This is a genomic window from Azospirillum thiophilum (assembly GCF_001305595.1).
Lineage (GTDB): Bacteria > Pseudomonadota > Alphaproteobacteria > Azospirillales > Azospirillaceae > Azospirillum > Azospirillum thiophilum.
Genome location: NZ_CP012403.1, coordinates 532,743 through 556,233, shown reverse-complemented (window position 1 = coordinate 556,233; position 23,491 = coordinate 532,743). Strand labels below are relative to the sequence as shown.

Annotated in this window: 20 protein-coding genes and 1 pseudogene; 16 read left to right on the top strand and 5 right to left on the bottom strand. The window is 69.9% G+C overall.

The features are described 5' to 3' along the window. Positions 1 to 11: 11 nt before the first annotated feature. The 5 genes from AL072_RS21685 to AL072_RS21665 all read right to left on the bottom strand — a co-directional run bounded on the left by AL072_RS21685 (position 12) and on the right by AL072_RS21665 (position 5,999). Entirely contained in the window at positions 12 to 1,625 is a 1,614-nt protein-coding gene (locus AL072_RS21685) for an acetate--CoA ligase (protein WP_045584273.1), read from the bottom strand. Positions 1,626 to 1,689: 64 nt separating this feature from the next. Next, positions 1,690 to 2,901 (bottom strand): CaiB/BaiF CoA transferase family protein, encoded by a 1,212-nt coding sequence (locus AL072_RS21680; RefSeq protein WP_045584272.1) that lies wholly within the window; start codon positions 2,899 to 2,901, stop codon positions 1,690 to 1,692. Beyond that, complete coding sequence (locus AL072_RS21675) at positions 2,898 to 3,698, bottom strand: SDR family NAD(P)-dependent oxidoreductase (protein ID WP_082109186.1); 801 nt, start codon at positions 3,696 to 3,698, stop codon at positions 2,898 to 2,900. The genes AL072_RS21680 and AL072_RS21675 overlap by 4 nt, the downstream gene beginning before the upstream one ends. Continuing rightward, positions 3,695 to 4,876, bottom strand: coding sequence for an acyl-CoA dehydrogenase family protein (locus AL072_RS21670; RefSeq protein WP_045584271.1), 1,182 nt, complete (start codon positions 4,874 to 4,876; stop codon positions 3,695 to 3,697). The genes AL072_RS21675 and AL072_RS21670 overlap by 4 nt, the downstream gene beginning before the upstream one ends. A gap of 46 nt (positions 4,877 to 4,922) precedes the next feature. After that, positions 4,923 to 5,999 carry a phosphotransferase family protein gene (locus tag AL072_RS21665; RefSeq protein ID WP_045584270.1) on the bottom strand — a complete coding sequence of 359 codons (1,077 nt, stop codon included), beginning with the start codon at positions 5,997 to 5,999 and terminating at the stop codon, positions 4,923 to 4,925. Between the two features lie 374 nt (positions 6,000 to 6,373). On the opposite strand from AL072_RS21665, the gene AL072_RS21660 reads away from it, so the two are divergent. The 16 genes and pseudogenes from AL072_RS21660 (at position 6,374) to AL072_RS21590 (ending at position 23,491) form a co-directional block, all read left to right on the top strand. Further along, positions 6,374 to 7,540, top strand: coding sequence for an acetyl-CoA acetyltransferase (locus AL072_RS21660; protein WP_045584269.1), 1,167 nt, complete (start codon positions 6,374 to 6,376; stop codon positions 7,538 to 7,540). A 57-nt stretch (positions 7,541 to 7,597) separates the two neighbouring features. Continuing rightward, entirely contained in the window at positions 7,598 to 8,806 is a 1,209-nt protein-coding gene (locus AL072_RS21655; protein WP_045584268.1) for an ABC transporter substrate-binding protein, read from the top strand. A gap of 88 nt (positions 8,807 to 8,894) precedes the next feature. Continuing rightward, positions 8,895 to 10,076 carry an iron-containing alcohol dehydrogenase gene (locus AL072_RS21650; RefSeq protein ID WP_052710245.1) on the top strand — a complete coding sequence of 394 codons (1,182 nt, stop codon included), beginning with the start codon at positions 8,895 to 8,897 and terminating at the stop codon, positions 10,074 to 10,076. A gap of 221 nt (positions 10,077 to 10,297) precedes the next feature. Continuing rightward, entirely contained in the window at positions 10,298 to 11,296 is a 999-nt protein-coding gene (locus tag AL072_RS21645; RefSeq protein ID WP_158511088.1) for a branched-chain amino acid ABC transporter permease, read from the top strand. Beyond that, the gene (locus AL072_RS21640; protein WP_045584266.1) at positions 11,293 to 12,051 is read left to right on the top strand and encodes an ABC transporter ATP-binding protein; all 759 of its coding nucleotides are present in this window, start codon (positions 11,293 to 11,295) and stop codon (positions 12,049 to 12,051) included. Before AL072_RS21645 ends, AL072_RS21640 begins: the two co-directional genes overlap by 4 nt. Then, a complete protein-coding gene (locus AL072_RS21635) occupies positions 12,045 to 12,743 on the top strand; it encodes an ABC transporter ATP-binding protein (protein WP_045584265.1) in 699 nt (232 codons plus the stop codon). The genes AL072_RS21640 and AL072_RS21635 overlap by 7 nt, the downstream gene beginning before the upstream one ends. Before the next feature lie 67 nt (positions 12,744 to 12,810). Then, positions 12,811 to 14,025, top strand: a complete 1,215-nt coding sequence (locus AL072_RS21630; protein WP_045584264.1) for a thiolase family protein — start codon at positions 12,811 to 12,813, stop codon at positions 14,023 to 14,025. Between the two features lie 5 nt (positions 14,026 to 14,030). Continuing rightward, a pseudogene (locus tag AL072_RS36325) lies at positions 14,031 to 14,384 on the top strand (Zn-ribbon domain-containing OB-fold protein); the annotation flags it as partial. A 77-nt stretch (positions 14,385 to 14,461) separates the two neighbouring features. Continuing rightward, the gene (locus AL072_RS21625) at positions 14,462 to 16,039 is read left to right on the top strand and encodes a class I adenylate-forming enzyme family protein (protein WP_052710243.1); all 1,578 of its coding nucleotides are present in this window, start codon (positions 14,462 to 14,464) and stop codon (positions 16,037 to 16,039) included. Between the two features lie 22 nt (positions 16,040 to 16,061). Continuing rightward, a complete protein-coding gene (locus tag AL072_RS21620; protein WP_045584263.1) occupies positions 16,062 to 17,315 on the top strand; it encodes an ABC transporter substrate-binding protein in 1,254 nt (417 codons plus the stop codon). Between the two features lies 1 nt (position 17,316). Further along, entirely contained in the window at positions 17,317 to 18,183 is an 867-nt protein-coding gene (locus AL072_RS21615; protein ID WP_045584262.1) for a branched-chain amino acid ABC transporter permease, read from the top strand. A gap of 12 nt (positions 18,184 to 18,195) precedes the next feature. After that, entirely contained in the window at positions 18,196 to 19,809 is a 1,614-nt protein-coding gene (locus tag AL072_RS21610) for an AMP-binding protein (protein WP_045584261.1), read from the top strand. Beyond that, the gene (locus AL072_RS21605; protein ID WP_045584260.1) at positions 19,806 to 20,291 is read left to right on the top strand and encodes a MaoC/PaaZ C-terminal domain-containing protein; all 486 of its coding nucleotides are present in this window, start codon (positions 19,806 to 19,808) and stop codon (positions 20,289 to 20,291) included. The genes AL072_RS21610 and AL072_RS21605 overlap by 4 nt, the downstream gene beginning before the upstream one ends. 59 nt (positions 20,292 to 20,350) lie before the next feature. Beyond that, positions 20,351 to 21,580, top strand: a complete 1,230-nt coding sequence (locus tag AL072_RS21600; protein ID WP_045584259.1) for an ABC transporter substrate-binding protein — start codon at positions 20,351 to 20,353, stop codon at positions 21,578 to 21,580. Between the two features lie 89 nt (positions 21,581 to 21,669). Beyond that, complete coding sequence (locus AL072_RS21595) at positions 21,670 to 22,338, top strand: TetR/AcrR family transcriptional regulator (protein ID WP_045584258.1); 669 nt, start codon at positions 21,670 to 21,672, stop codon at positions 22,336 to 22,338. A gap of 1 nt (position 22,339) precedes the next feature. Continuing rightward, on the top strand, positions 22,340 to 23,491 hold the full coding sequence (locus AL072_RS21590; RefSeq protein WP_045584257.1) for a thiolase family protein: 1,152 nt from the start codon (positions 22,340 to 22,342) through the stop codon (positions 23,489 to 23,491).

Genomic DNA, 23,491 nt, shown 5'->3' with positions numbered 1-23,491 from the left:
CGTCGGAGCGGTCATGGGGTGGCGCCATGGGCTGCGAATTCGCGCGCTTTCAGTTCTCGGCGCAGGATCTTGCCGCTTGGGTTCTTCGGCAATTCGTCGACGAACTCGATGCGGCGCGGGTACTTGTAGGGGGCGGTGAGGGTCTTGACGAAGTCCTGCAGCTCCTTCACCAGCTCGGGCGAGCCGGACAGGCCGGCGCGCAGCACGACGAAGGCCTTGACCACCTCGCCGCGCTCCTCGTCCGGGCTGGGCACGGCGGCGACCTCCTGGACGGCAGGATGCTCGATCAGGGCGTTCTCGACCTCCAGCGGGCCGATCCGGTAGCCGGCAGAGTTGATCAGATCGTCATTGCGGCCGAGATAGTGGAAATAGCCGTCGGCATCCAGCGTCGCCCTGTCCCCGGTCAGGAACCAGCTGCCGTCCGGCCCCTCCAGGCGGCTGTCGGCGGTGAGTTCCGGATCCTTCCAGTAGCCCAGCATGACCTGCGGGTTGGGCAGCCCGACCGCCAGCAGGCCGGGGGTGTCGGGCGGCAGCCGGCGGCCCTCCTCGTCGATCACCGCGATGTCGGACCCGGGCGCGGCGCGGCCCATCGAGCCCGGGCGCGGTTCGTCCGCCGCCATGGTCAGCACGGTCATCAGCGTCTCGGTCTGGCCGTAGGCCTCGCGTAGCGGCACGCCGGTCAGCGCGGTCCAGCGCTTGACCACCGCCGGGTTCACCGACTCCCCGGCGGAGATCGCCTGGCGCAGCGCCGACAGGTCGAGGCCGGCGACGTCCTCCTGCACCAGGCGGCGGAATTCGGTGGCGGCGGCGCAGAAGACATTCACGCGGTGGCGCACCATCCGCTCGAAGCGCGCGCGCGGGTCGAAGGGACCGTCGTGGAAGACCACCGCCGCTCCCCGGCTCCAGGGGCCGAACAGGATGCTGGTGCCGGCCTTGCTCCAGCCGGTGTCGGCGGTGCACCACATGACGTCGCCGCGCTGGAGCCCATGCCAATGCTCGGCCGAGACGCGCCAGGCGTAGAGCGCGCGGGCCGCGTGGGTGACGCCCTTGGGATGGCCGGTCGAGCCGGAGGTGTAGAAGAGGATCGCGGGGTCTTCCGCCTGGACCGCCGCCGGGACGAAGGCGTCCGGCGCCTCCTCCAGCGCTGCCGCCCAGCTGGTCCAGCCCGTCGGCGGATCGCCCACGGCGATGCGCAGCGCCGGCATCCCGGCGATGGCGGCAAACTTCGCGGTCGAAGCCGCCGTCGTCACCACCGCCCGCGCTTCGGAATGGGCGAGGCGGTAGGCGATGTCCCGCTCGGTCAGCATCTCGATGCAGGGAATCGGGATGGCCCCCAGCTTCAGGCAGCCGACCAGGGCGATCTGCCATTGGGGAATGCGCGGCAGCATGACCAGCACCCGGTCGCCCTTGGCGATGCCGCGCGCGGCCAGCGCGTTGGCGAAGCGGTTGGTCAGCCGCGCCATGTCGGCGTAGCTGTAGCGCTCCTCCTTTCCCGCCGCATTCGACCAGAGCAGCGCGGTCAGCGCCGGGTCGGCGGCGTGGCGGTCGACGACGTCGGCCCCGAAGTTGAAGGATTCCGGAATGTTCCACGCGAAGGGCTGGCCGGGTGCGGTGGTGGTGGGCATGGCGTTTCCTCCCCCTTGGGCGGGTTGATGCGCGCTTGTGCGCGGTCTTGATTGCCGCTGGCGCCTATAGGACCTTATCCGCGCGCAGCCGCGCGACATCGTCGCCGCCATAGCCGAGCGTGGCCAGAATTTCGTCGGTGTGCTCGCCCAGCAGCGGCGGTGGCGTGCGCAGACGCCCAGGCGTGCCGGAGAACTTGATCGGGAATCCCAGCTGCGGGATCCGTCCCTCCACCGGATGGTCCATATGCAGCAGCATGTCCCGGTGCTTGAGCTGGGGGTGCTCGAACGCCTCGCTCATGCTGTTGACCGGGGCGACCGGCAGGTCGGCGGGGCCGAGCAGATCCATCCACTCGGCGCAGGTCCGGCTCGCCATCAGGTCGCCGACCCGCGCCATCTGGGCGGCTGCCTCCGCCCCCTCGGGCCACTGCCGGTCCTTCAGATCCCCAAGTCCGGCCAGATCGCAGAAGCGGTGCCAGAAATTCTCCTCGATGCAGCCCAGCGTGATGCAGCGGCCGTCGGCGCAGCGGAAGACGTTGTAGCAGGGCGCCTGGCCGAGGAAGCGGCGTTCGCCGCCCTTCGGCTCGATGCCGGCGAAGAAGCGGTCGGCGGCGTGGTAGGCCAGCCAGGCCACCACCCCGTCGGTCATCGAGACGTCGACGAACTGGCCGCGCCCGGTGGCCCGCCGGGCGAGCACCGCCGCCAGGATGCCGAAGGCCGCCATCAGCGAGCCGCCGCCCTGGTCGGCGATCGACAGGCCCGGCACGATGGGATCCTCCCCGGCCTTGGCGAACAGCGGCAGGGCGCCGGCGATCGCCATGTAGTTGAGGTCGTGGCCGGGAGCCTTGGCGAAGGGGCCGTCCTGCCCGAAGCCGGAGATCGCGCAATAGACCAGACGGGGGTTGTCGCGGGCCAGCGTCTCGTAGCCGACGCCCAGCCGGTCCATCACGCCGGGCCGGAAGCCCTCGACCAGCACGTCGGCCCGGAGGGCGAGACGCTTCAGGATCGCCTTGCCCTCCCCGGTCTTCAGGTTCAGCGTGACGCTCTTCTTGTTGCGGTTCAGCAGCAGGAAGGAACCTGATTCCGCGACGTTCAGCGGTTCGAAGGCGCGGTTGTAGTCGCCGCGTCCGGGCTCCTCGATCTTGACGACCGTGGCGCCCAGATCGGCGAGGAGCTGGGTGCAGAAGGCGCCGGGCAGCAGGCGGGTCAGGTCGAGCACGACCAGCCCGGCCAGCGCCTCGGCGGCTGGGGGAGCGGTGGGGGAGGGGGCGGCCGTCATTGCGCGGTCCACCCGCCATCCACCAGGATGCTGTGCCCGGTGACGTAGGCCGAGGCGGCCGACGCCAGGAACACGGCGGCACCGATCAGCTCGTCGGGACCGCAGAAGCGGCCCATCGGCGTCTGGCCGAGCAGGCGGCGGGAAATCTGCTCGTGTTCGCGGACGCCGGCGGTCAGGTCGGTTTCGACGAAGCCGGGGGCGATGCTGTTGACCCGGACGCCGGAGGCCGCCCAGTCGATGGCAAGCGACTTGGTCATCATCTCCAGCCCGCCCTTGGCCGCGCAGTAGGGCAGCGTCTTGCGCAGACCGACATGGCCGCCGACCGAACTGATGTTGATGATGCTGCCCGTTCCGCGCTCCACCATCGCGGCGCCGAAATGGCGGCAGCAATGGAAGACGCCGCCCAGATTGATGTCGATGATCGGCTGCCAGTCCTCGCGGGTCAGCGTTTCGGCCGCCTTGTAGGTCGGATTGATGCCGGCGTTGTTCACCAGCACGTCGATCCGCCCGTGCCGTTCCAGGACGGCGGCGAGCAGCGCCGCCACCTCCTCCTCGCGCGCGACGTCGGCGGCGTGCCACCAGACCTTGGCGCCCTGGGCGTCCATCTCCCCGGCGGTGGCGGCCAGCGTGGCGGTGTTGCGGCCGCTCAGGACGATCTCCGCCCCGAAGCCGGCCAGCCCCCCGGCGATCGAGCGGCCGATGCCGCGCCCGCCGCCGGTGACCACCGCCACCTTTCCGGTCAGGTCGAACAGGCCGGCCATGCGCTGCTGCAGGGTGGGCGTCGAAACGGCGCTCATTGCACGCCCTCCCGCGCCAGCTTGCGCGCGATGCTCCAGCGGTGGACTTCGGACGGGCCGTCGTAGATGCGGAAGGGACGAACCTCGCGGAAGATGCGCTCGACCACCGTGTCGCGGGTGGTGCCGAGCCCGCCCAGCACCTGCAGGCTGCGGTCGACCACGCGCCAGATGGCCTCCGAGCAGATCACCTTGGCCACGCTCGATTCATGGCGCCCCTTGCCGCCCTGGTCGAGCACCCAGGCGGCGTGCGCGACGACCAGCCCGCAGGTGTGAAGATCCAGTTCGTTGTCGGCGAGCTGGAAGCCGATCCCCTCATGGTCGATCAGCGCCTTGCCGAAGGCGCGGCGTTCGCGGGCGTAGGCGGTGGCGACGTCGTGGGCGCGGTGCGCGGCCCCCAGCCAGCGCATGCAGTGGGTCAGCCGGGCCGGCGCCAGCCGGACCTGGGCGTAGCGGAATCCCTCGCCCTCCCGACCCAGCACATCCTCCTCCGGAACGACAAGATCCTGGAAGGACACCACGCAATGGCCGCCGGGGAAGCTCTGGTCCAGCGTGTCGAGCGTGCGCTCGATCACGATGCCGGGCCGGTCCATGTCGGCGAGGAACATGGTGGCGCGCGGTTCGCCGTCGGGAGAGTCCTCGTCGCGCGCCATGATGATGCAGACGCCCGCGCCCTCGGCGCCGCTGATCAGCCATTTGGTGCCGTTGATCACGTATCCGCCGGGGGTTCGGCGGTAGCTGGTGAGCAGCAGCGACGGGTCGGAGCCGGCGCCCGGATGCGGCTCGGTCATCGCGAAGCAGGAGCGGATCTCGCCGAGCGCCAGGGGGGCGAGCCAGCGGCGCTTCTGCCGCTCGTCCGCCACCTGCTCCAGCAGATGCATGTTGCCTTCGTCGGGCGCGGCGATGTTGAGCGCCAGCGGTCCCAGCAGCCCGTAGCCGGCCGCTTCGAACACCACCGCCTTGCCGCGGTGGTCGAGCCCCAGCCCGCCCCACTCCCCGGGCATGTGCGGGGCGAGCAGCCCGGCGTCGCGGGCCAGCGCGTTCAGCTCGCGGCGGAATTCGTCGGACGGCCCGTGCGGGCCCTGGCGCGGGTCGTTTTCGAGAGGGATGAGGGCGTCGCGTACGAAGGACCGGGTGCGGTCCCTCACCGCGATCAGGTCGGGCGGCAGCGAGAAGTCCATCGGGGGTTCCTGTCCCTGGCAATGATCGTCGTGGAACGGGGGCGTTTCAGAAGCCACGCCCTTGGGCGATATCGTGGGTGAAATCGAACAGGCCGCGCGCGAGGGCGCCGAAGCCGGCATAGCGCGGGTCGCTGGTGGTGCCGCTGCGGTAGCGGCCGTGGAGCTGCTGGAAGACCACCGCCAGCTTGAACAGGGCGAGCACGCGATGGAACCGGAAGTCCGCCAGGTCGCGGCCGGTGCGGGCGGCGTAGCGTTCCGCCGCGTCCCGCCGGCTCGGGAAGCCGAAGCGCGCCGTCGGCATCTGCGCCAGATCGTGCATCACCGGCGGATCATCGGCTTCCGTCCAATAGCTGAGCAGGGTGGCGAGATCGAAGAGCGGGTCGCCGCGCGTGCCCTGGTCCCAATCGAGGATCGCGACCGGTTCCAGCCGGTCGGGGTCGAGGATCAGGTTGTCCAGCTTGAAATCGTTGTGCAGCAGGGTCGGCGGGCCGGGCCGGACCCGGTTCAGCCGGTCCGTCAGCCAGCCGGCCAGCTCGACGGCCGGCGGCGGGGGGCCGTCCGGTCCGGCGGAGAGATGGGCACGCCTGGTCCAGCCGGCGACTGCGCGGTCGAGGAAGCCGTCCGGCCGCCCGAACCCGTCGAGCCCGACGGCGGCCGGATCGACGGCGTGGATGTCGGCCAGGGCATCGACCAGCAACGGTCCCAGCCGGGCGCCCGCCGCCGGCCGCCGCTCCAGCGGCGGCGGCGCAGCGCCGGCCAGCGTCACGCCCTGCCGGTATTCCAGCAGAATGAAGGGATGGCCGGCGACGCCGGCATCCTCGCACAGATGCAGGCTCTTCGGCGCCAGCGGCAGGGCGCGCCACAGCCGGCTGAGGATGCGGTGCTCGCGGGCCATGTCGTTGGCGCCCGGCGGCAGCGGTCCGGGCGGCGGCGAGCGCAGGACCGCCGGGATCCCGTCGACCGAGACCAGGAAATTCAGGTTGGCCAGTCCGCCGCTGAACTGGCGGGGCGGGGTTTCGTGGTCGAGCCGCAGCCCGTGCGCCGCCAGGTGGGCGGTGACCGCCGCCCAATCCAGTCGGGCGGTCTCATCGGGCGCGCGGAACATCGAATCTTCAAGCGGCATGGTCGATCCGGAGCAGGGGCATGGAGCGGGCGGCGGGGTTGCCGGCCAGCCTCGGCGCATTTATAGTCGGACTATCGGATCGTAGATTCAAAATTTGCTGAACGTCAAGAGGCTTGGGAGGGCGAAAAATATCGAAAATTACGCTCATTAACGCGCTGCAGCGCAGAATATTGTGCGACACAAAAAATCGAACCCGACCGAAAGCCGCTTGACAGCGAATGATCGCGGCAGCAATAGTTCGATTGTCCGACGATAAATGCAGCACAGGCAGCTCCTCAAGGGTGAGCGGCCGGGCCTTTGCGCCCTGAAAAATGCTCCGGACCGCTCCATAAGGCCGCTTCCCGATCACCCCCTCTCGAAGCGAAGGGCAAGACATGCTGGGACACATCATCGGCTGGGCGCACACCCGCTTCGGCAAGTTGGATGGCGAAAACCTGGAATCGCTGGTGGTCCGCGTCGCCGCCGATGCGATCGCCGACGCCGGGCTGGACCCCGCCGACATCGACGAGATCGTCGTCGGCCATTTCAACCAGGGGCTCGATCCGCAGGGATTCCCGGCCTCGCTCGCCCTTCAGGCGGACGGCGCGCTGCGCTTCAAGCCGGCGACCCGCGTCGAGAACGCCTGCGCCACCGGCTCCGCCGCGATCCGTCAGGCCGCCATGGCCATCGGTTCCGGGCGGGCGCGGTCGGTGCTGGTGGTGGGCGTCGAGAAGATGACCGCGGCCCCGGCCGCGCAGGTGCAGGCGTCGCTGGCGTCGGCCAGCTATCTGGCGGAAGGGGACGGCGGCGACCTGTCCTTTGCCGGGATCTTCGGGCGCATCGCACAGCTCTATTTCCAGCGCTACGGCGACCAGTCGGACGCGCTGGCGCGCATCGCCGCCAAAAACCACCGGAACGGCGCGGCAAACCCGCTGGCCCATATGCAGAAGGATCTGGGATTCGAGTTCTGCCGGACGGTGTCCGACCGCAACCCGCTGGTCGCCGGTCCGCTGCGCCGCACGGATTGTTCGATGGTGTCCGACGGGGCGGCCGCGCTGGTGCTGGTCCATGGTGACGTCGCGGTGGGTGCGGCCAAATCGGTCGGGCTGCGGGCGCAGGCGCAGGCCAACGACGTCCTGCCGATGGGCGGGCGCGACATGACCCGGTTCGAGGGCTGCGCGGTCGCATGGAACAAGGCGCTGGCGCAGGCCGGGCTCGGGCTCGACGATCTCGATTTCGTCGAGACGCACGATTGCTTCACCATCGCCGAGCTGATCGAGTATGAGGCGATGGGCCTGACGCCGCCGGGCGAGGGGCACCGCGCCCTGCTGGAGGGCTGGACCGAGGTCGGCGGGCGGCTGCCCGTCAACCCGTCGGGCGGGCTCAAGGCCAAGGGGCATCCGATCGGCGCGACCGGCGTGTCGATGCATGTGATGACCGCCATGCAGTTGATGGGGACGGCCAGCGGCATCCAGGTTCCCGGGGCGACGAAGGGCGGCATCTTCAACATGGGCGGCGCCGCGGTCGCCAATTACGTCAGCGTGCTGGAACGCGTGCGCTGAGTCCCCGCGGCCGCATCCGAACAAAAACCGATAAACGAGAATTCTGGAGGAAACGGCATGAAAGCGGCGTTCATCGCCGCCGTGGCGTCGGGCATCGCCTTGGGCGGCCCGGCGGCGGCGCAGATTTCGGATGAAACCGTCAAGATCGGCGTGCTGAACGACCGGTCGGGCCTGTACGCCGACCTTGGCGGCGAAGGATCGGTCGTCGCCGCGCGAATGGCGGTGGAGGAGTTCGGCGGCAAGGTCTCCGGCAAGCCGGTCGTCATCGTCAGCGCCGACCATCAGAACAAGCCTGACATCGGTTCGGCCATCGCCCGTGAATGGATCGACCGGGACGGGGTGGACGCCATCGTCGACGTTCCGCATTCCGCCACCGCGCTCGGCGTGCTCAGCGTCACCCGCGAGAAGAACCGGATGCTGATGCTGTCGGGGCCGGCGCTGACCGAATTCACCGGCAAGCAGTGCGCGCCGACCACCATCCACTGGACCTACGACAGCTATTCGATGGCCAACGTCACCGCGCGGGCCTCGGTCAAGCGCGGTGGCGACACCTGGTTCTTCCTGACCGGCGACAACGCCGGCAGCCATTCGCAGGAGCGCGACGGCATCGCCTTCGTCGAGAAGGCCGGCGGCAAGGTCGTGGGCACGGTCCGCCATCCGCTGAACACGCTGGATTTCTCCTCCTTCCTTCTGCGGGCGCAGGCGTCCCAGGCCAAGGTCATCGGGCTCGCCAACGCCGGCGGCGACACGGTGAACGCGATCAAGCAGGCCGCCGAGTTCGGCATCGTGCAGGGCGGCCAACGGCTGGCCGGGCTGCTGATCTTCATCACCGACGTACACTCCATCGGCCTGAAGGACGCCCAGGGGCTGATGTTCACCGAATCCTTCTACTGGGACATGGACGAGAAAACGCGCGCCTGGTCGCGGAAATTCATGGAGAAGTTCGGGGGGCGCGCACCGACGGCGGCGCAGGCCGGAGTCTACAGCGCCGTGCGCCACTATCTGAAGGCGGTCGAGAAGGCGGGCACCGACGACTCCCCGACCGTGTCGAAGACCATGAAGGAGCTTCCGGTCAACGACATGTTCAGCAACGACTTCAAGATCCGCGCCGATGGCCGCGTCGTTCGCGACATGTACCTGTTCGAGGTCAAGAGCCCCGCGGACTCCAGGACTCCCTGGGACTATTACAAGGTGCTGGCCCGTGTGCCGGGTGAGGAGGCCTATCGACCGATGGCCGAGGGCGGTTGCCCGCTGGTCACGCCCTGACGGCCGGTTCGGGCCAGGCCGTCCGCCGGGGGCGAGACGCCGCGTCTCGCCCCCAACCACGCAGAGCACCGGGAAAGCGAGGGTGGATATGATCGAGAGCGCCGAGCTTGTGACGGGTGGTGCCCTGGCCCTGCTGCGCCAGCCGGACGTGCATTACGGCGTACGGCTGGGCGAGAGGCTGGGCGCCATCGTGGCGGAGCGGGCCTGCACGCGGGTCCTGCCGGTGGTAACCGGCTCGCTGCGCCGCCATCCGCTGGTGCTGAAGGCCTTGGCTTCCCTGGGGCCGGCAGCCCTGCCGGTGTTCGACGGGCTGAAGCCGCACACGCCGTTCGAGGTGGTGCTGGCGCTTGCCGCCGCGATCGGGCGTACGAAGCCGGACCTGATCCTGGTGATCGGCGGCGGCAGCGCGCTCGACGCCGCCAAGATCGGAACGCTGGCGGCGGCTGGCGGAGCGACGGACCGGGAGTCGTTGCTGGCGCTGCGCGCCGTGCCCGATGCCGGCGGGACGATCCGGCCGTCGCCGGTGACGCGGCCGATGCCCATCCTGGCCGTGCCCACCACCCTCTCGGCGGCCGAGTTCGGCATGATCGCCGGGGCGACGGATGGCGTCACCGGGATCAAGAACCTGTACAAATCGGACAGCCTCGCGCCGGACATCGTGCTGTTCGACCCCTGGCTGGCCGGCGACACGCCGCGCGACCTGTGGCTGTCCACGGGGGTTCGGGCGCTCGATCACGGCATCGAGACCGTCCTGTCGCGCGACGCCAATCCCTTCACCGACGCGCTCGCCTTGCGCGGTCTGTGCCTGCTGGCCGACGGGCTTCGGCGTTCGGCCGGACCGGACGGCGGGGTGGAGGCGCGGCATCTCGGACAGCAGGGCACCTGGCTGGCGGGGGCGGGCATCGGGCGCATTCGCTTCGGGGCCAGCCATGGGCTGGGGCATCAGTTGGGTGCGGTCGCCGGGGTGCCGCATGGTCTGACCTCCTGCGTGCTGCTGCCGGCGGTGCTGGCCTATGACCGGCCGGTGTCGGAGGAGCGGCAGCGCTGGATCGCCGCGGCTTGTGGCGGGGCAGGGCGATCCGCGGATGCCGTGGTGCGCGACCTCATCGCGTCGCTGGGGCTGCCGACCCGCCTGTCCGAATTGGGGGTGCCGAAGGACTGCCTGCCACGCGTGGCGGAAAGCGCGCTCGGCAACGCTTTCGTCCGGGCGAATCTTCGTCCGGTGACGACCCTGGAGGATGTGATGGAAATACTTCAAGAGTCATATTGATCCATGCACAGATTGTATTTAATTTCTCGTAATTCGACTTGTTTTATTATTGAATCCGATGATAAATATTCCGGATTGTATCCCGGTCCTGAGGCTTTGACTTCCAAAATTCCGTACTGACTTTGAAATGCCGGGCGGCGTGGGTTTGCCCAATATTGAAGACGCCTCATTTCATGACTGACGAGTCATCAATCATCAAATACGTCCTGGGGAGGACTGCAATGGCATGGCGCGAGCTTCGACCGGAGCGGAGGATAGGGCCGACGATCGCGGACGCGCCGTTGCGCCGCCGCACCGGCACCTGGTTGGCCCGCGGGCTGCTTCTGTGTGGGCTGCTCGGCACCACTCCCTTCCTGCTGCCGGAGTATGAACTCCACACGCTCAACCTCGTGCTGGTGAACGTCCTTCTGGCGATCGGCACGAATCTGGTCGTCGGGGTGGCGCGGCAGTTCGCCCTGTCCACCGGCGCGCTGTTCGGGGTGGGGGCCTATGTGGCGGCGCTGGCGCAGATGCGCCTCGGGTTGCCCTTCCTGACGGCGCTGCCCCTGGCGGTGCTGGCCGCCATGGCGGTGTCGACGGCGGTGAGCCTCGTTGCGTGGCGGTCCGGCGGCCTCTATCTGGCGATGATCACCTTCGGCTTCGGTGAGATCTTCCAGTTCGTCCTTGTCCATGCCGACGCGCTGACCAACGGGCCGGACGGGCTGGCTGTCCCGCGTCCGGTCGTCGCCGGGGTGGCGCTGACGGGGCAGGCGGACATGGCGCTGCTGTTCCTGCCGCTGACGGCGGTCGCGATCCTGCTCTACCGGCTGATGGAGACGGGACGGATCGGGAAGGTCCTCACCGCGCTGGGCGATTCGGAGGTGGCGCTCGCCAGCGTCGGTTATAACGCGCAGGGCGCCAAGACGCTCGCCTTCGCCATCCAGGGCGCCTATGCCGGCCTCGCCGGGGCGCTCTACGCTGCGATGATCGGCTTCATCGATCCCTATTCCTTCAATCTGGGGGTGACGCTCCAGCAGTTGACGGCGATCGCCATCGGCGGCTTCGGCAGCCTTGCCGGCGCGGTGGTCGGCGCCACCGCCCTGACCCTGCTCGAACGGGTGGTCATGGATTTCGCCGGGCTGAAGGAGGTCGCCTACGGCCTTGCCCTGCTCGCCGTCCTCCTGATCTTCCCCGGGGGTCTGGCCGGCCTGATGTTTCGCAAAGGGAGGGCGTCGGCATGACCGCGCGGCCTTCCGACGAACCGCTCCTGGAGGTGAGCGGGCTGGGCGTCCGCTTCGGCGGGCTGACGGCGGTGGCCGACGTCGGCTTCGCCATCGGGCGCGGCGAGATCCACGCCCTGATCGGCCCCAACGGAGCGGGCAAGAGCACGGTCATCAACTGCGTCTCCGGTTTCCAGCAGCCGAGCGGCGGGACCATCCGCCTCGACGGCGCCGCCTTGCCCAGCTGCAACCCTGTGGCGGTCACCCGGCGCGGAATCGCCCGGACCTTCCAGACGCCGCAGCTCTTCGGCCGCCTCAGCGTCGCCGACAACCTGCGGGTTGCCTCCCAGCGGCTGCCGCGGACGCGCAGGGGGGTGCTGGACGACCGTGAACTGATCCAACTGGTCGGGCTGGCCGGGCTGGAGGAGCGGGCTGCGGAAACGCTCGCCTACGGCCAGCAGCGCCTGCTGGAGGTGGCCCGCGCGCTGGCCTGCAACCCACGCCTGTTGCTGCTCGACGAGCCGGCGGCCGGGCTGGCCGGCAAGGACAACGAGCGGCTGGCCGACCTGATGCGGCGCATCGCCTCGCGTTTCGAGGTCGGCGTGCTCTTCGTGGAGCACAACGTCGCCTTGATCCGGCGGCTGTCCGACCGGATCACGGTGATGCACCACGGGCTGGTGATCGCGACCGGCGCGCCCGACCGGGTGCTGGGCGATCCGGCCGTCGTCGCCGCCTATCTCGGCGCGTCCGATGCGGAAGGAGCGAAACCATGCTGAGCGTCCGGGGACTGAAGGCCGGCTACGGCGCGGCGCTGGCGGTGCGCGATCTGTCCTTCGACGCCGGCGCTTGCGCCGTCACCGCCCTGCTGGGGGCCAACGGGGCCGGCAAGACCACGACGATGCTGGCGATTTCCGGCCTGCTGCCGGTCCGCGCCGGGGAGATCCGTTTCGAGGGCCGGCCGGCCGCCAACATCGGCAACGACCGGCTGGTTCGGCTGGGCATCGTCCAGGTGCCGCAGGGCCGGCAGGTCTTTCCGCAGATGACGGTGCGCGAGAATCTGGAACTCGGCGCCTTCCTGCGGCGGGACGGCGGCATTGCGGCCGACCTCGACCGCGTCTTCGGGCATTTTCCCCGGTTGGCGGAGCGGGCGGGGCAGGCGGCGGGAACGCTGTCGGGGGGCGAACAGCAGATGCTCGCCATCGGCCGCGCCCTGATGGCCCGCCCGAAGCTTCTGTTGCTCGACGAGCCGTCGCTCGGGCTGGCCCCGGTGGTGGTGGATGCGGTCTACGCGATCATCCGGCGGCTGGCGGAGGATGGGCTGGCCATCCTGCTCGCCGAGCAGAATGTCGCCAAGGCGCTGTCGGTGGCGAGCCGCGGCTTCGTCCTGGAGAACGGCCGGGTCATCGCCGCCGGCAGCAGCGCCGAACTCGGCGCCACCGACTTTGTGCGCAAGGCCTATCTCGGATAGCCGCCGGCCCCGTCGCGGCCTCCCTCTCAGCCTCTATCCCGACATCACTGTCTTGGAGTTGCACCCGATGAGTTTGCGTTCATCCGTGGCGGTCGCGATCGCCGGCGTGGGAGAGACACCGGTCGGCAACCTGCCCGGCACCCACTCCAACGGTCTCTATGTCGAGGCGGCGCGCCGGGCGATCGAGGATTGCGGCATCCCGAAGGAAGAGATCGACGGGCTGCTGACCACCGCGTCGGTCGTCGACGACAACGTCCGCCACCACATGCTGATCGCCGAGCATCTCGGCCTCTACTGCAAGACCCTGTGCGACACGTTGCGCACCGGCGGCGCCGCCTTCGGCTACGCCTTGCAGCTTGCGCAATGGGCGGTGCAGTCGGGCCGCTGCCGGGCGGTGCTGGTGGTGTCGGCCGACAATCTGCTGAGCGGCCCCGGCGCCGGCAAGGGGGTGACCGCCTATACCGAACTGGGGGCCCATTCGCTGGAGTTCGAGGTGCCCTACGGCGCTCACATCCCGGCCTTCTACGCCCTGACCGCCGCGCGCCACATGCACGAGTACGGCACGACGGAGGAGCAGCTCGCCGCCATCGCCGTCGCCTGCCGCAAGCACGCCGCCCTCAACCCGGCGGCACAGAAGCGGCAGCCGATCACGGTGGAGGACGTGATGAATTCGCGGCGGATCGCGACGCCGCTGAAGCTGCTCGATTGCAGCCTGATCTCCGACGGCGGCGGCGCCTTCGTCGTCACAACGCTGGAGCGGGCGCGCGACCTTCGGCAGCGGCCGATCCGGGTGCTCGGCACGGGCCAGGCGCAGTCCTACTACCACATGGGCCATCTGGCCGGCGGGGTCGGGCTGCCGCCGTCGCGCAAGGGCGAGTTCACCCTGACCTCCACGGTGCAGAAGGTTGCCGGACGCGATGCCTTCGGCGAGGCCGGCCTGACCCCGGCCGATATCGACGTTGCCGAGATCTACGACAGCTTCACCATCACCGCGCTGATGCAGTTCGAGGATCTCGGCTTCTGCAAGAAGGGGGAGGGCGGGGCCTTCGTCGAGGGCGGCCGCATCGAGCTGGGCGGGGAGCTGCCGGTCAACACCCATGGCGGGCTGCTGTCCTTCGCCCACCCCGGCATGCCGGGCGGCATCTTCCATCTCATCGAGGCGGTCCGGCAACTCCGCCACGAGTGCGGCGCGCGGCAGGTGCCGGACGCACGGGTGGCGCTCGCCACCTCGGTCAGCGCCGTCGCCTCCAACCATTCCGTCTGCATCCTCGGAAGGGACTGATCATCATGACCGGAACCATGCCCACCATCCCGCCGCGCCCGACCGATGTCTCCCAGCCCTTCTGGGACGCCTGCCGGGACCACCGGCTGACGATGCAGCGATGCGCGGACTGCGGCGATTTCACCTTCTACCCGGTCTATCTGTGCCCGACCTGCGGCGGGGTAAGGCTGGAATGGACGCCGGTCGGCGGGCGCGGCCATGTGCATTCGCTGACCCATGTCCACCGCCCCTCCGCCCCGGTCTTCGCCGGCGCGGTTCCCTATGTCGTCGCCCTGATCCAACTGGCGGAGGGGCCGATGATGATGAGCAACCTCGTCGGCCCCGGCGCGATGGAGGCCCGCATCGGCGACCCGGTCGAGGTGGTGTTCCAGGACGCCGGCGAGGTGACGCTGCCCCGCTTCCGGCCGGTGGGCGCCGGCCCGGTGGGGGCTGAGCCGTGCGGACCTTCCGTGAGCTTGCCGGGCGGCTGGAGGAACGGGGCGACGACCCCGTCCTGTCCTTCCAGGGGCGGAGCGTCGGCGGCGGCGAGCTGGTGCGGCAGGCCCGGCGCATCGCCCGCGCGCTGCTCGCCTCCGGGATCGCGCGCGGCGACCGGGTCTGCCTGTGGCTGCCCAACGGGCCGGAGTTCGTGGCGGTCGAACTGGCCGTCACGCTGGTCGGCGCCGTGCTGGTGCCGATCCAGACCCGCTACGGCGCGCGGGAGCTGGCCGCCATCCTCGAGCGTGCCCAACCGGCGATGCTGATCTACCAGCGCGCTTTCCTCCAGGCCGATCTCGACGGCATCGTCGGGCGGGTCTGCCCGGACTCGTCGGGCTCCGGCGCGCGACGGCGGCTGGTCTCGCTCGACGGCAGCCGGCACGCCGGGGTGACCGGCTGGAACGACCTCCTGGCCGAAGCGGAGACGGTGACGGAGGAGCGGCTCGACGCCGTGCTCGCGGCGGTCGAACCCGAGGATCCCGCCATCTGCATCTTCACCAGCGGCACCACCGGGACGCCCAAGGGGGCGATGCTCAGCCACCGCGCCATCCTGACCACCGAGCGCGCGGTCGGCGACGCGATGGGGTTCCGGCCCGGCGACCGGGTGCTCTACGGCGCGCCGTTGCCTTCGGTGTTCGGCTGCTGCAACGCGCTGGTGGCGAGCTGGACGCACGACGCCTGCCTGGTCCTGCTGCCGACCTTCGACGCGGGCGAGGCGCTGGCGACCATCGAGCGGGAGGGCTGCACCGGCATCTACGGCGTGCCGACCATGTTCCTGATGCTGCTCGGCCATCCCGACTTCGAGCCGGAGCGGACGCGGAGCCTGCGCGCCGGCATCGTCGGCGGCGCCCCCTGCACGCCGGAGCTCGCAGCCGCGATCCGCGAGACGCTCGGTGTCCGCGACCTCGTGAACGGCTACGGGATGTCGGAGACCTGCGCGGTGATCTCCCTCACCCGCGTCGGCGACCCGGTGCCGGTGGTGGTGGAGACGGTCGGCCGCCCGCTGCCCGGCGTCGAGCTGCGCATCGTCGATCCGAACATGCGGGACGCGCTGGTTCCGGCGGAGGCAGGCGAGATCTGCGTGCGCGGGCCGAACGTCATGCTGGGCTACTTCAACGGCGGGGACGGGCTGATCCGGCCCTTCCAGGAAGGCTGGTTCCGCACCGGCGATCTCGGGACCGTCGACGGGGACGGCAACCTGCGCATCACCGGCCGGGTGTCCGACATGATCCTGGTCGGCGGCTTCAACGTCTACCCGGTCGAGATCGAGGGGCTGCTGGCCGGCCATCCGGCGGTGATGCAGGCCCATGTCGTCGGCGTCCCCGACGCCAGGCTGGGCGAGCGCCCGGTCGCCTTCGTGCAGTTCCGGGCGGGGCGGAGCGTCACGGCGGACGAACTGGCCCGCTTCTGCGGCGACAACATCGCGAAATACAAGGTGCCGGCGTCCTTCATCGTGGTCGGCGAGTTCCCGATGACGCCGCTCGGCAAGGTCCGGAAATCCGAATTGAAGAAGATGGCGGAACAAGCCATGGCCTGACATTTCCGATGGGAGGAAATCCATGAATCGGCAAGGAACGAAGGGGCGGCGGATTGCCGCCGGCCTGGGTCTGGCGGCGCTGTTGGCCGCCGCGTCCGGTGGGGCATCGGCGCAGGGCATGCCCGGCGTCACCGACACCACCATCCGCATCGCCGTCCAGGATTCGCTGAGCGGTGCCTATTCCCAATACGGGGCGCCCAGCCTGCACGGCGTCCGTCTCGTCTTCGACAAGGTCAACGCGGCCGGCGGGCTGTTCGGCCGCAAGCTGGAGGTCGTGCCCGAGGACGACGGCTGCTCGTCCAGGCAGTCGGTCGGGCTGGCCACCAAGCTGGTCGCAGAAAAGTCGGTGCTGGCGGTGCTGGGGCTGACCTGCTCCTCGGCCGCCGTCGCGGTACGCGACAGTGTCGCCGGAACGACGGCGATCCCCTTCATCTCCTTCTCCAGCGGCGGGCACACCTCCTCCGCTCCGGCGTTGGGCGGGTTGAAGCCGAACGTCTTCTTCGTGGCGACCTCCGTCCACGCCCAGGGCGGCGGGCTCGTCAACTTCGCGATGAACCGGTTCAAGCCGGCCCGCGTCGCCTTCATCGGCCAGACCGACGTCTACGGCAAGGAAGGACGCCAGGGGGTGGAGGACATGCTCGCCCGCTACGGCCAGAAGCTGGTCGCCGACGAGACGATGGAGCCGCGCGCCACCGACGCCAGTGCCCAGATTCTCAAGCTGCGCGACGCCAAGCCGGACGTGGTCATCGCCTTCCTCTATCAGGTGCCTGCCCAGACATTCCTGCGTCAGGCGGACGAGCTGGGCTTCCGCGCCACGATCGTCACCTCGGCCTCGGTCACCGATTCCAGCATCTACCGGTCGCTGCCCCAGAGCGCGCTCGACCATTACTACGGCAGCACCCTGGCGTCGGACGTCCTGAACGGCCCGCTGCTGAAGCCGCTGCTGACGGAGTTGCAGGCCGCCTACCCGAAGGTCACCTACAACCCGCTGGTCGCGTCGGGAGTCGGCGCCGCCGAGGTGCTGGTGGAGGCGCTGCGCAAGGCCGGGCGCGAGGTGACGCCGGAAACGCTGGTGGCCGAGCTCGACCGGACGCGCGACGTCGCCACCAGCGCGCTGTCCTACCCGGTGACCTTCTCGCCCGAGAACCACATGGGCGGGCGCGGGGTGCACATCTACGAGGTCAGGGCCGGGGTGGAGACCTCGACCATGCCCGGCTACTGGTCCGGCACGGAGAAGGCCGACCGTCCCGCCGGCGGGCCGGCGGGGGGCAACTGACATGCTGCCCCAACTCCTGGCCGCCGGGGTGGTGAGCGGCTGCATCTATGCGCTGGTGGCGCTGGGGCTGGTCTTCGTCTTCAAGGCAACGGGGGTGATCAACTTCGCCCATGGCAGCGTGATCCTGATCGGCGCCTATGTCGGGGTCACGGCGGTCACGGGCTTCGGGCTCGGCTATCCGGCGGCGGTGCTGGCCGCCGTCGCCGTGGCGGTGGCGGTCGGGCTGTTCCTGCACCATGCGGTCTACCGCCGTCTGCTGGCGGCGCCCCACATGATCCAGGTGCTGGCCACGCTGGCGGTCGCCAACATCCTGAACGGGCTGGCGACGCTGATCTGGGGGGCGGACGCCTACGCCTTCCCGCCCAGCCCGCGTCTGCGCCCGGTGCTGTCGGAGCCGGTGGTCGTCACCGGCCAGCAGATCCTGATCGTGGCCGGAGCCGCGACGGTGATGGCCGTCCTGACCGTCTTCTTCCGCTGGACACGCTGGGGCAAGGCGATGCGGGCGATGACCCAGAATTCGCTGGGGGCCGGGCTGTGCGGCGTCCGGACCGACCGCGTCTTCGCGCTCGCCATGGCGGCGAGTGCCGCGCTCGGCGGCATCGCCGGGGTGCTCTACGCGCCGCTGACGCTGGTCGATCCCAGCTTCGGCGGGCTGCTGGTCAAGGGCTTCGCGGCGGCGGCGGTGGGCGGGCTGGCCAGCCTTCCCGGAACGGTGGCCGGCGGCATCGTGCTGGGGCTGTGCGAAAGCCTGTGGGTGGCGGTTCTGCCGGCTGTCTGGGCGCCGAGCCTCAGCTATCTGCTCATCATTCTGGTGCTGCTGGTCAAGCCGACCGGTCTGTTCGGCACCCCGGTCGTCCGGAAGCTCTGACGGAGGAAGGACATGCATTTGGCGGGTGAAGAGGTTCCGTGGGAGTCGGTGCACGCACTGTTGCGCGCACGGGCGCGTCAGCATGGCGATGCCCCGCGGGTGGACGTGGCCGGCACCGTCACCTCCTGGGCGGAGATCGACCGGCTCTCGGACCGGGTGGCGGCGGCGCTGGCCCGACGAGGCGTCGGCACCGGCGACCGGGTGTGCAGCCTGATGGACGGCCGGATCGAGCAGCTCCTCGTCTGGTTCGGCGCCAGCAAGCTGGGGGCAGTGTGGGTGCCGCTCAACGCGGCGCTGCTGGGCGACGATCTCGTCCACACCATCGGCGACGCCGCCCCGGCGGCGCTGGTCGTGGAGGAGGCGACAGCCCGGCGTTTCGACGGCTGGCCGGCGGAGGTGGCGCTGCCGGCCGCGCGCTTCACCACCGATCCGGTGGAGGAGGGCGACGAGAGAGGCTTCGCGCCCTTCGCCGATCTGCTGGCGGAGAAGGGGGAGCCGCCCGATTGCGCGGTGCGGCCGTCCGACCCTGGCGTCATCATCTACACCGGTGGCACCACCGGCCGGCCGAAGGGCGTGGTCCTGCCGCACTTCGCCTTCATCATGGCGGGATACCGCTACCGCGACGCCTTCGACGTGCGCCCGGACGACCGGCAATATTCGGTGCTGCCGCTGTTCCACGTCGGCGGGACGATGCTGGGGGTGATGGGGCCGCTGGTCGCCGACATCCCGACGGCGCTGGAGCGCCGGTTCAGCGCCACCCGCTTCTGGGAACGGGCGCGGGCAACCGGAGCCACCCTGATCGACCCGGTCGGTACCATGGTGACCGTGCTGTGCCAGCAGCCGGAAGGGCCGGGCGACCGCGACCACCGGGTGCGGGCCAGCGTCGGCTGTACCGGGCAGGTGCCGCCCTGGGTGCCAGAGACCTTCCGGCGCCGCTTCGGCCTGTCGATGGTGAACCTCTATTCGCTGACCGAGGGCGGCGGGGTGCTGATCACCTATGCCAAGCCGGACTCCGCGCGTCCGGAGGCGAACGGCGCGCCCGGCGTCTGGGCGGACTTCCGCGTCGTCGACGAGTGGGACCAGGAGAAGCCGGTGGGGGAGGTCGGGCAGATCCTGCTGCGGCCGCGCGTCCCCTACAGCTTCATGCTGCGCTACCACAACGCGCTCGAACGCACGTTGGAATGCTGGTCGAACTTCTGGCTGCACACCGGCGATCTCGGCCGGATCGACGAGGCCGGCTTCCTGCATTTCGTCGGCCGCCAAGCCCACTGGCTGCGCTGCCGGGGCGAGAATGTCTCGGCCTATGAGGTCGAGGCGGTGGCGAGCGCCTGTCCGGGGGTGGCGGAGGCCGCCGTCGTCGGCGTTCCCGCCCCGCTGGGCGAGGAGGACGTGAAACTCTTCGTGGTTCCTGTTGAAGGGGAGACACCTGGGCCGCAGGCGATCGTGGACTGGTGCGCCGCACGGCTCGCCCGCTTCAAGGTGCCGCGCTACGTCGAGTTCGTGTCCATCCTGCCCCGCTCCGCGACGAAGCGGGAGATCGAACGCCACACGCTGCGCAACTGGTCGAACGTCGGTGCGTGGGATTCCCGGGCGCAGGGCAGCGAACAGGGAGCGGCGCGCGGATGACCAACTCCATCCCAACTCCCGCTTCTCTGCCGGCCGCGATGTTCTACGAGGATTTCGAGGCGGGCCAGATCTTCATCAGTCCAGGCCGGACGGTCACCGACACCGACCTGTCGATGTTCTGCATGCTGTCGGGCGACTGGCACCCGCTCCATTCCGATGAGGAGTACGCCAAGGCGACCCGCTTCGGCCGCCGCGTGGTGGGGGGCGTGTTCGGCATTGCGCTGGTCACCGGCGCCATGTGCCGCTGGGGCATCTTCGACCAGTCCGTGACGGCGATGCTGTCGGTCGATGGCTGGCGCTTCCGCGGGCCGATCTTCGTCGGCGACACGCTGACCGTGCGGATGACCATCCTCGGCAAGGCGCCGACCGCCAGCGGCCGGCAGGGGGTGCTGGAACGCGGCTTCGCCATCCTGAACCAGAATGGCGAGGTGGTGCAGGAGGGGCGGTCCGACGCGCTGATCCGCCTGCGGTCCCCCGGCTGACCTCGTATCCCGGACAAGAATCCCTGGCGTAACGACAAGACCAACAAGGAGGAAACGCGATGAGACGATGGCTTGCGTTGAGGCTTTTCCCAGGGCTTTCCCTGACCCTGCTGGCCTCCGCCCTGACCCTGGCCCATCCCGCCTGGAGCGCCGGGACGGGTCCGATCACACTCGGCATCCTGAACGACCAGTCCGGCCCCTACGCCGCCATCGACGGGCCGAGTTCCGTGGACGCGGCTCGCATGGCGGTCGAGGATTTCGGCGGCAGCGTGCTCGGCCGCAAGGTCGAGATCGTCGGCGCCGACCACCAGAACAAGGCGGACCTCGGCTCGACCATCGCCCGCAAATGGTTCGACGTCGACGGCATGACCGCGATCATGGACGTGGCGGTTTCCTCGGTGGCCCTGGCGGTCCAGGAGATCGCCCGCGAGCGCAACAAGATCGTCATCTATTCGGGCGCCGGCACCTCGGTCCTGACCGGCAAGGCCTGCTCTCCGACCAGCATCCACTGGACCTACGACACCTACGCGCTGACCGCCGGAACCAGCCGGGCGCTGGCCCAGCGCGGCGACAAGTCCTGGTTCTTCGTGACCTCCGACAACGCCTTCGGCGCCGCCCTCCAGAGCGATGCGACCAAGGCCCTGAAGGCGGCAGGCGGCAGCGTGCTCGGCACCGCCCTGCATCCCGCCGGGATGGCGGACTTCTCCAGCTACGTCCTGCAGGCCCAGGCTTCGCCGGCCAGGATCGTCGCGCTTGCCAACGCCGGCGAGGACACCATGAACGCGGTCAAGACCGGTCGCGAGTTCGGGCTCGACAAGAAGCAGCAGATGCTGGGCCTGCTCACGCTGCTGCCCGACGTGCACGGGCTGGGGCTGGAGGCGGCACAGGGGCTTCTCGTCACCGAATCCTTCTACTGGAACGCCGACGACCAGAGCCGCGCCTTCGCCAAGCGCTTCTTCGCGCGCAACAAGGCGATGCCGCACATGGTGCCGGCCGGCGTCTATGGCAGCGTCCTGCATTACCTGAAGGCGGTCCAGGCGGCCGGCACCACCGACACGGCGGCGGTGATGGCGGCGATGAAGGCGATGCCGATCAACGACATCATGACGAAGAACGGGCGCATCCGCGAGGACGGCCGCGTCGTCCGCGAGTTCCACCTCTACCGTGTCAAGAGCCCGGCGGAGTCCAGGGAACCGTGGGACTACTACACGCCGGTCGCCACCATTCCGGCAGAGGACGCGGCGCGCCCCCTGTCCGAAAGCGAGTGCCCGTTGGTGAGGAAGCCCTAGCGGCGGCGGGTTCGCGGCCCGACTTGTGGCGCGACCCGCCGGCCTCCCGGCGGGCCGCGTTTCCAGACAGCAGAAAAGGTGTTGCGAGCATGACGATCAGCACTCCGTCCCGGGCACGGCGCACGCGCAAGACGCGGGCGGAGACGTCCGAGGCCATCCGCCAATCCCTGTTCCTGGCCGCCGCCGTGGTGGTCGGCAAGCACGGCTACGCCGACGCGTCGATCAGCCGGATCACGCAGGCGGCCGAGGTGGCGCACGGAACCTTCTACAACCATTTCGAATCGCGCCAGGATCTTTTCGAACAGCTGCTGCCGGCGCTGGGCGAGATGCTGCTGAACCATGTGACCGGTGCCGTCGCGTCAGAATCCAGCGCTCCCGAGCGCGAGGACGCACGGCTCAAGGCCTGGTTCAGCTTCCTGGAGGAGCATCCGGAATTCTACCGCATCCTCAACGAGGGCGAGGTCTTCGTGCCCGACGTGTTCCGCCAGCATGTCGGGCGCTTCGGCGCCGGCTATCTGCGGACGCTGCGCCGGGCCAAGGAGCGCGGCGAACTGAACGACTTCACCGACGAGGAGCTGGAGCCGGTCGCCTACATCCTGCTTGCCGCCCGCGCCTACCTGACTTTCCGCTACGGCCGGTCGGAGGACGCGGCGGCCCCGGTGCCGGACCCCGTCTTCAGCGCCTATCGGAAACTGCTCAAGCACGGCCTGTTCGCCGCCGACGCGGCAAAGCCGGACCCTGCGGACAAGGAGGGCTGATATGGCCGGGGCCGTCATCAGCGGGGTTCATGCCACCCGTGCCGGCGCCCTGCCGGAGGAGAGCTGCCTGTCGCTCCACGCGCAATCCGCAAGCGGGGCGGTGGCGGACGCAGGGCTTCGCCTGGAGGATGTCGACGGCGTGCTCTGCGCCTACTCCTTCACCGAGCCGCACCTGATGCTGAGTTCGGTGTTCTGTGAATACATGGGCCTGCAACCGGCCTTCAGCAGCGCCATCCAGGCCGGCGGCGCCACCGCCTGCATCATGCTGGCCCATGCGGCCGCCCTGGTCCGGTCGGGCCAATGCCGCCATGTGCTGCTGGTCACCGGCGACAACCGGTTGACCGGCATGCCCAAGGGCGGCGCCGTCGCGGCGCTGGCCGAGGTCGGGCACCCGCAGTTCGAGCGCCCCTACGGCATCAGCGTGCCGGCGGCCTACGGGCTGGTGGCCCAACGTTACATGCATGAATACGGCGTGACGGCCGAGGCGCTGGCGGCGGTCGCCGTCACCGCGCGCGCCCACGCGATGCGCCATCCCAAGGCGCACCGGCGGGATCTGCTGACGCCGGAGATGGTGGCGTCCTCGCGCCCGATCGCCGCCCCGCTGCGCCTCCACGATTGCTGTCTGGTGTCGGACGGCGGCGCCGCGCTGGTCGTCAGCGCGGGGGAGGCCGCGGCCGACCTCCGCCGGCCGCCGGTCGCGGTGCTGGGCCTCGGCCAGGGCCACACGCACGAGCATATCGTCGCCGCGCCGTCCCTGACCAGCTTCGGCTGCAAGCAGGCCGCCGCCCGCGCCTTCGGCGAGGCCGGCGTCGCCCCGGCCGACATCGACGTGGCCGAAATCTACGACAGCTTCACCATCACCCTGCTGGTGGAGCTGGAATCGATGGGCTTCTTCGAGCGCGGGGCAGCCGGCCCGGCGGCGCTGGCCGGGGCGCTCACCCATGGCGGCCAACTGCCCTGCAACACCCACGGCGGCTTGCTGTCCTACGGGCATTCGGGGGCGGCCGGGGGCATGTTCCACATCGTCGAGGCGGTGGAGCAGCTGCGTGGCGAGGCCGGCGACCGGCAGGTTCCCGATGCCGAACTGGCTTTCGTCCACGGTGACGGCGGCATCCTGTCCGCCCACTGCTCCATCGTGCTGGGGAGGCACTGA

What these genes read in the sequence shown, in the direction of transcription:
- AL072_RS21650 (WP_052710245.1), top strand. Translation starts at nt 8,895, where the DNA reads ATGATCGAGAGCGCCGAGCTTGTGACGGGTGGTGCCCTGGCCCTGCTG.
- AL072_RS21620 (WP_045584263.1), top strand. Translation starts at nt 16,062, where the DNA reads ATGAATCGGCAAGGAACGAAGGGGCGGCGGATTGCCGCCGGCCTGGGT.
- AL072_RS21670 (WP_045584271.1), bottom strand. Translation starts at nt 4,876, where the DNA reads ATGGACTTCTCGCTGCCGCCCGACCTGATCGCGGTGAGGGACCGCACC.
- AL072_RS21645 (WP_158511088.1), top strand. Translation starts at nt 10,298, where the DNA reads ATGGCATGGCGCGAGCTTCGACCGGAGCGGAGGATAGGGCCGACGATC.
- AL072_RS21680 (WP_045584272.1), bottom strand. Translation starts at nt 2,901, where the DNA reads ATGACGGCCGCCCCCTCCCCCACCGCTCCCCCAGCCGCCGAGGCGCTG.
- AL072_RS21675 (WP_082109186.1), bottom strand. Translation starts at nt 3,698, where the DNA reads ATGAGCGCCGTTTCGACGCCCACCCTGCAGCAGCGCATGGCCGGCCTG.
- AL072_RS21590 (WP_045584257.1), top strand. Translation starts at nt 22,340, where the DNA reads ATGGCCGGGGCCGTCATCAGCGGGGTTCATGCCACCCGTGCCGGCGCC.
- AL072_RS21605 (WP_045584260.1), top strand. Translation starts at nt 19,806, where the DNA reads ATGACCAACTCCATCCCAACTCCCGCTTCTCTGCCGGCCGCGATGTTC.
- AL072_RS21640 (WP_045584266.1), top strand. Translation starts at nt 11,293, where the DNA reads ATGACCGCGCGGCCTTCCGACGAACCGCTCCTGGAGGTGAGCGGGCTG.
- AL072_RS21655 (WP_045584268.1), top strand. Translation starts at nt 7,598, where the DNA reads ATGAAAGCGGCGTTCATCGCCGCCGTGGCGTCGGGCATCGCCTTGGGC.
- AL072_RS21685 (WP_045584273.1), bottom strand. Translation starts at nt 1,625, where the DNA reads ATGCCCACCACCACCGCACCCGGCCAGCCCTTCGCGTGGAACATTCCG.
- AL072_RS21660 (WP_045584269.1), top strand. Translation starts at nt 6,374, where the DNA reads ATGCTGGGACACATCATCGGCTGGGCGCACACCCGCTTCGGCAAGTTG.
- AL072_RS21610 (WP_045584261.1), top strand. Translation starts at nt 18,196, where the DNA reads ATGCATTTGGCGGGTGAAGAGGTTCCGTGGGAGTCGGTGCACGCACTG.
- AL072_RS21665 (WP_045584270.1), bottom strand. Translation starts at nt 5,999, where the DNA reads ATGCCGCTTGAAGATTCGATGTTCCGCGCGCCCGATGAGACCGCCCGA.
- AL072_RS21630 (WP_045584264.1), top strand. Translation starts at nt 12,811, where the DNA reads ATGAGTTTGCGTTCATCCGTGGCGGTCGCGATCGCCGGCGTGGGAGAG.
- AL072_RS21615 (WP_045584262.1), top strand. Translation starts at nt 17,317, where the DNA reads ATGCTGCCCCAACTCCTGGCCGCCGGGGTGGTGAGCGGCTGCATCTAT.
- AL072_RS21600 (WP_045584259.1), top strand. Translation starts at nt 20,351, where the DNA reads ATGAGACGATGGCTTGCGTTGAGGCTTTTCCCAGGGCTTTCCCTGACC.
- AL072_RS21635 (WP_045584265.1), top strand. Translation starts at nt 12,045, where the DNA reads ATGCTGAGCGTCCGGGGACTGAAGGCCGGCTACGGCGCGGCGCTGGCG.
- AL072_RS21595 (WP_045584258.1), top strand. Translation starts at nt 21,670, where the DNA reads ATGACGATCAGCACTCCGTCCCGGGCACGGCGCACGCGCAAGACGCGG.